Genomic DNA, 6,936 nt, shown 5'->3' with positions numbered 1-6,936 from the left:
TAACCACGATTGATAGGGAAAATATAAGAAGATAGACCTAGATATGTGAGGTTTACCACAAAAGCAAAATGCCCGTAGAGCCGATAAAATAAGGCTATGCGGACATTTAAGAAGATATAAAAAGATAGTCAAAAAGACATATATAATTTAAATATAAAAAATATACCCGAATTTTGAAGCGTCACGAAAAAAAGGGTATATGGGTATGTTTTTGATGTTGGATATCGATTATTTTAAGCAATACAATGACTTATACGGACATGTTCAAGGAGATGTCTGTATACAGAAAATCGCTAATTTAATTCAAAAAATCAGTCATGAGGAAAACGCTATATCCATACGTTATGGGGGAGAAGAATTTCTAGTCGTAAAATTCTCAAAACATCCGTTTTCCGCTGAAGCTTTCGCAAAAAAACTGTTAGAAGCAATAAAAAAAGAGCATATTGAAAGATCGGATACGGAACAGGGATGTGTCAGTATAAGCGCGGGTCTTTGGTATCAGAAATTGCATTCTATTCATCATATTGAACAAGGTATCAAATACGCTGATGAAGCTCTATATGAAGCAAAAAATGCCGGACGAGATCAGATTGTACGGTCTTCCTGTTTCGATGAAATGAAAGATATGTCCTCCTGACATATCCTTTTTATATGCTTTCTTCAATCAGAATTGATAAAAAGGATTGTACCATTATGCGAGGTACAATCCTTTCAGCTATATGAGCATCATCACAATTTCCTATTCGTAAATCATGCTTTAACGGTTACCGCGTTCTCTGCGGGAATTACGGCTGCGTGCTTCCTTTGTTTTCTTATCACCTTTGGTTTTAGAAACGCGAGATCCGCGCTTCTTTTCTTCATCAAAGAACGCGCTTACTTTATCCTTATGTTCATAGCGATCTTTACGCTCACGCTCCTGACGGCGTTTTGGTTTCTTATCAACTACAACGGTTACATCCTTGCCGCGGATCATTGTATGATTCATTTTCTCCAGCACCACATGAGAATAGTCACTGGCAATGCCTACGATCGTGAAATGTGCACGCACATCAATGCGGCCGATAACACTGGATGACAATCCGGTTGTTTCCGCAATTGCGCATACAATATGGCCTGGCTGAATTCCGCCGGATGCGCCGATATCAAATTTCAGCGGGGTTGTTTCAAAATCACGGCGTGCCTGCTTTTTATCGTCCTCGATATCAATAACTTCCGGATGATAGTTCATTGAAATCAGCGCACTGATGATATTTTCAATCGCAATACCTTCTGCCATCAGCTCGTTTGCGATATCCATACTGTCCTGGTCAATACTGTCACATGCCTGTTTCACCGACTCAATAAAGGCAGTTCTTCCCGCTTCCAGCATTTGCGCATTGCTGGGCAGTACATGTTTGCGAATGCTCGTCTTGGTGTAATGCATGATTTCTTTAATGAAATCACGCTGTTTGCGGCCGCTGATCAAAGTAATCGCCTTGCCTTGACGGCCCGCTCTGCCGGTTCTTCCGATACGGTGAATATAATATTCATTATCCTGAGGAATATCAAAATTAACAACCAACTCAATATTGTCCACGTCAATACCGCGGGCAGCCACATCCGTCGCAATCAGAATCGGATAGTTTCCGGTGCGAAACTGCTCCATGACGCGGGTACGCACTACCTGCTTCATATCGCCGTGCAAACCGATTGCCTTTAAATCATTGTTATTAAGCTCATCAGTCAATTCATCTACCATTTTCTTTGTGTTGCAGAAAATCATGGTCAAATCCGGATCATAATGATTCAGCAGCACCCGCAGGGCATTTGTTTTCTTGCCCCTTGGTACTTCATAATAGATTTGCTCAACCGTATCTATCGTACGCTGTGCACTTTTGATTTCCACTTCACACGGATTTTTCTGAAATTGCTTAGTAATCTGCATAATGGCATCCGGCATCGTAGCAGAAAACAGAATCGTCTGATGCTCTCTGCCATCGGGCATCATGGAAAGAATACTTTCAATATCTTCCTTAAATCCCATGTTCAGCATTTCATCAGCTTCATCTAAAATTACCATATCAATCTCGTTTAACTTCAAGGTACGGCGATTTAAATGATCCATGATTCTTCCGGGAGTTCCTACGACGATTCCAACTCCGCGCTTCAAGAGTTGAATCTGCCGGTCGATCGGCTGACCACCGTAGATCGGTACAATCTTGATACCTTCCTTATACTTACTAAACTTTCTTAATTCGGTTGCGACCTGAGTAACCAGTTCTCTGGTCGGACAGATGATCAGCGCCTGCGGCAGCTTGTGTCCCGGTTCTACGTGCTCGATCGCCGGAATGCCGAATGCGGCAGTCTTTCCGGTACCTGTATTTGAACGGCCTAAAACGTCATTCCCCTGCATGATCAGCGGAATCGCTTCTGCCTGTATCTGCGTTGCATGTTCATAGCCCATTTCCTGGACAGCTTTTAAAATCTCGTTGCTAATTGGTAATTCATTAAAATTTGTCATTGTTGCCTTCTTTCCGTTTTTTACGATAACTGATAAATTATATCACGCTGAACCTCAGGATGCAAATTCTGCCAAAATAATAAATTGCTTGCCATTTCGCTTACAGTATTGCCGAATTGCATCTTTTTAATCAGGTATGTCAGATATCCGAGGGATACTTTCCTGCAAGGCATCGATCACCTGGTCATAAACCGCTTCTCTGGTTACTCCCTCAAGCAGAAAATCCGCTTTACCTTGGCAGGTCAAATAATCACTGGCATCCACCTTATCCATCAGGTTCTTCAGGTCATGTTTTGCATATACATACAGATCAAGCCGTATCCGCATCGTTTGTTTATTATGTACGATTTCAAATTCTGCGGCAGCCAAACAGTGCGGCCATTCGCAATAAAAGCTATGATTTATGGCATTCCTTTTAAAACCGTGCTGCTTCATCGCTGCCATTGCGGCTTTTTTCCATGTATTTTCACGCATACCATCAAACCCTTCGACCAAATTATATCAAATTTCAAAGCATTCCATAAAAAAAGAATAAAAAATTCAGAAAAAGAGTCATAAACGATGATTCGTCATCTTTCGACAATCTAAAATGATATAGTGTTATCAGCAAGTACATCTTGCTAATACGGAATCCCCTAGAAATTATCCCAAGTTCCGTATATCATTCTATCCCCTATAATCGGAAAAAGCCGCCTCCCAGCGGTTTTTTCCTTTATTTATCGCATTATTTGAATAATTGTCAATCTTCATTGTGAGGTAACTTTGAGATCCGTGAAAGCGAATGTAAATGTAGAATTCAGATACCGTTTGAATATGATGAAAGCTGCTGAAGAAATAACAAATTCATTCTTTAAAAGATAGCTTGATACAACAATAAATTCCTTGATCTTTCGGTTAACATAAATCACATATTTTAACATTCTTATGACGTAATATTCATATAAACATTTTCTATACTGAGTATAGGCAAGAGGAATACTTGCCGATGAAAAATGTAATTTCCTAATCCAATTTTTCATACTTTCTCCCTTTTAAAAATAATAAAGAAAAAGAAAAGAGCGCATCCATCGCTCTTTTCTTTTTACTGAAAGGTTTTTATAATATTACTTAACCAATCCTGATCCAGTTTGTAGTAATAAATCTCCTGACCATAAGCCGGCACATATTCCCAATCATCACTGCCCGAAACAACCTGCTGATCGATTTTCAGTTCACCCTCCAGCATATCCGCATACCCGATCAAATCCTGAAAGGTCAAGTTTGTATCGACAATTTTAAGAACTTCCTTACTCAGCTTATACAAATCCCACAAGCCCTGACGCTTGGCTTTGGAAAAGAGCGACTTTACCACTTCTTCTTGGCGGCCAGCACGGTAAATATCACTGTCACTCTTGCGATGACGAGAATAGGCAAGTGCCATAGCACCGTTCATATGTATGGTTTTTCCTTCGGTAAAACAGTATTGATCCGCTAGTTCATTTTCATCCATCTCACAAAACGTATGTGTTGGGGTCAAATCGATTCCTCCCACTAAATCAACAATTTTCATCATTTTGGAAAAATCGACTTCCACGTAATTATCCAGCTCCGGCAATTCAAACACATTCTGTACGGTTTTCATCGTACAGGCACGTCCGCCGCCTTTGTTTGCCCAGTTGGCATCTCCATATGAAAAGGCATGATTGACTTTATCATAGGCATCCTCACAAGGTATATAAACATATGAATCACGCGGCAGAGAAACCGTAGTAATCGTATTGGTATCCTTATCGACATGAATCATCATCAGCGTATCAGCACGTGAAGAATTATCAGTAGATTCCCTGCCGTCTGTTCCGATTAGTAGGATATTCATATCTTTAGCCTGTGAGGTCACGTATTTATAATACGCAAACACCCCAGCTCCCGCGATGACGACAAATACCATTAAAAAACCGAGTATTACGATTAACAGCCGTCCCAGCCGGAGTCTGCGTTTTTTCTTTTTTGTACTCATTGGAATCAAAACCTTTCCTATATAATTTCATACTGCTTTAAAGCAGCCCAAATACCGTCTTCATCATTCGATAATGTCACATCGAACGCAGCCTGCTTCACATTATCCAAAGCATTGCCCATCGCAATGCCATATGTGACGCTTTGAAGCATTTCTATATCATTTTCACCATCACCAAAGCATAAAATTTCGTCAGATTTAATGTGCAGCTGATCTGCCAGCTGTTTCAGCCGCACGGCCTTTGAGACCCCAAGCGGCGTAATTTCCAGCCAATTGTTATGAACCAAGCCGGCCCAATAATCCTGTTGAAAAGTTGCTTTGATATCGTCCGCAATCGGTTTCAATTTATTTGGCTCTTCATATACACATAGCTTATTGATGGGAAGCTTAATATCCTTTGGAGTCTGCATCGTCATCAGACGGGGATAGCCTTCCCGGTTATCATAAAGATATCCTAATATACTAGCAGTCAGCGGATAATCATCGGGATAACCATGCTGCTTGCGATATGCGGCCTTTTTCTCATATATCGGCTGCGGCAAATAATGATACATGCCATCATCGATCATATAAATTTGTTCTACTACATAGGGAGCCAACGCATCAAACAAACGTTGGCAGTCCTGCTGATTCAGCTGCTGATACACAGTGCGTTTTGATGTTTTTAAATCCATCAGCGCCATGCCGTTAACTTCGATCAAGTAGCCTCCGAACTCACGCATATGCAGCATATCAGCATATTTCAGCATTTTCGTATAGCTGCGGCCGCTGGCTAACACCAGCCGCATTCCTTTTTCCTGAGCTTTGATCAAGGCTGCACAGGTAGCGGCAGAACATTCGTCACGGCTGTTTAGCAAAGTCCCATCCATATCCGTTACAATCATTTTAATATTCATATTCACACCATCCTGCTCAATTATACAATACTTTTCTTACCCCTGTAAAATGTTTATCGATCACTTGCCTTTTTTCGCTTCTTAGCTTATAGTAGGCGCAGGAGTGATCGTATGCCGAAAATAAGTAAAACCAATGCCATGCGTTTGCTGGATAAAGCAAAGATAACCTATCAGACCTATACCTATAAGCATCAGGGAGAAGCAGTGGATGGTGTCCATGTCGCCCAAATGCTGAATCAAAATCCTGAACAGGTATTCAAAACACTGATTTGTGTCGGCCATTCCAAGCAATATTATGTATTTATGGTGCCGGTTGCGGAAACGCTGCATCTGAAAGAAGCCGCAAAGGCCGTACATGAAAAAAGCATCGAGATGATTCCGGTTCGGGACATCACCAAAATCAGCGGTTATGTCCGAGGCGGGTGCTCACCGCTGGGCATGAAAAAGCAGTTTCCCACAATTCTCGATGAAAGCGCACAAGCATATTCCACCATCATCTTCAGCGGCGGCAAAATCGGCTTGCAGATTGCATGCAGCCCTCATGATCTTGTCGATATCATTCATGCTGAATACGCATCCATATGTGAAAAAACAGAGCCTAGTTCGTAGGTTCTGTTTTTGCTTGAAAAAGATAGTTTTCAATTGTTTTGCCAATGCCGTCATGTTCATTATCATCGCAGACCATGGAAGCGTGTTCCTTCACAACCGGCATTGCATTGCCCATTGCTACACTGTAGCCTGCCATATCAAACATAGACAGATCGTTTTCGGCATCACCAAAGACCATCACATGATCCATTGTAAAGCCGTTTTCCTCAGCAATTCTTTTCAAAGCATTACCTTTGCTGACCCCTTTTGGCATGATCTCCATCCAGGCATCACCTACCATGAGTACTTCATAATCCTTTAAGGCTTCACGCAGGACTGGAAGATTTTTGCGGAAGAATTTCGCTGACTGAATATAAATGATCTTATTAATATCCTGCGTTATCTCAAGCTGGTCGATGTCCACCTCAATGAAATTACGCTTGCCATCCTGCAGTCCATAATCCGTAGGCTGACCGGCAAGCAGCGAGCGAACCTGCTTCATCAGCTTCAATGGCTTGGAAATATAATTGTAATGGTCATAGCCGCAGCAGCAGATACATTCCAGATTAAACGCTTTGGCTACCTGCATACATTTTTTGGCATCTTCCCCATCCATGACAGCATCGACGAAATATTCCTTTTTCTGAAAGCTGTAAATCACCTGCCCATTAATGCCGGCCACATAGTTATTTCCATTTTCCAGTTCCAGCGGTTCATAGACAAAATCCAAGCTTCCTTTATCACGGCCAGTTGCCAGGGTGACAATGATACCGCGTTTCTGTGCTTCTAAAAGCATCTGCTTGGTAAATGGGGAAACCTCATGATTTTTTGTTAACAACGTACCATCCAGATCACAGGCAATCATTTTGATATCCATTTTTACACCTTCCTTTTATAGATATTATAGAAGATACGAAAGGGAAAAGCACGCGTTTCCTACATTTTTAAGTTTGAAA

General features: G+C 41.4%; 7 protein-coding genes. 2 read left to right on the top strand and 5 right to left on the bottom strand.

Annotated elements, in window-relative coordinates; translation table 11 throughout:
* Positions 1–160 precede the first annotated feature (160 nt).
* Positions 161–637, top strand: coding sequence for a GGDEF domain-containing protein (locus tag GSF08_RS10675; protein WP_347338004.1), 477 nt, complete (start codon positions 161–163; stop codon positions 635–637).
* Positions 638–757: 120 nt separating this feature from the next.
* Here the strand turns inward: GSF08_RS10675 and GSF08_RS10670 are convergent, their stop codons facing one another.
* The 4 genes from GSF08_RS10670 to GSF08_RS10655 all read right to left on the bottom strand — a co-directional run bounded on the left by GSF08_RS10670 (position 758) and on the right by GSF08_RS10655 (position 5,392).
* Positions 758–2,500, bottom strand: a complete 1,743-nt coding sequence (locus GSF08_RS10670) for a DEAD/DEAH box helicase (protein WP_160625771.1) — start codon at positions 2,498–2,500, stop codon at positions 758–760.
* A gap of 126 nt (positions 2,501–2,626) precedes the next feature.
* On the bottom strand, positions 2,627–2,974 hold the full coding sequence (locus GSF08_RS10665) for a hypothetical protein (RefSeq protein ID WP_160625770.1): 348 nt from the start codon (positions 2,972–2,974) through the stop codon (positions 2,627–2,629).
* 607 nt (positions 2,975–3,581) lie between these two features.
* Positions 3,582–4,496, bottom strand: a complete 915-nt coding sequence (locus GSF08_RS10660; RefSeq protein ID WP_160625769.1) for an LCP family protein — start codon at positions 4,494–4,496, stop codon at positions 3,582–3,584.
* Positions 4,497–4,513: 17 nt separating this feature from the next.
* Positions 4,514–5,392, bottom strand: coding sequence for an HAD family hydrolase (locus GSF08_RS10655; RefSeq protein WP_160625768.1), 879 nt, complete (start codon positions 5,390–5,392; stop codon positions 4,514–4,516).
* A 111-nt stretch (positions 5,393–5,503) separates the two neighbouring features.
* On the opposite strand from GSF08_RS10655, the gene ybaK reads away from it, so the two are divergent.
* Positions 5,504–6,001 (top strand): Cys-tRNA(Pro) deacylase, encoded by a 498-nt coding sequence (gene ybaK / locus GSF08_RS10650; RefSeq protein ID WP_160625767.1) that lies wholly within the window; start codon positions 5,504–5,506, stop codon positions 5,999–6,001.
* Here ybaK and GSF08_RS10645 read toward each other — a convergent pair.
* Entirely contained in the window at positions 5,991–6,857 is an 867-nt protein-coding gene (locus GSF08_RS10645; protein ID WP_160625766.1) for an HAD family hydrolase, read from the bottom strand. The genes ybaK and GSF08_RS10645 overlap by 11 nt on opposite strands.
* Positions 6,858–6,936: the final 79 nt, after the last annotated feature.

Source organism: Copranaerobaculum intestinale (assembly GCF_009831105.1).
In the GTDB taxonomy this organism is placed as follows: domain Bacteria; phylum Bacillota_I; class Bacilli_A; order Erysipelotrichales; family Erysipelotrichaceae; genus Copranaerobaculum; species Copranaerobaculum intestinale.
Note: the sequence above shows the minus strand (reverse complement) of the source record. Positions and strands in the feature narration are given on the sequence as shown.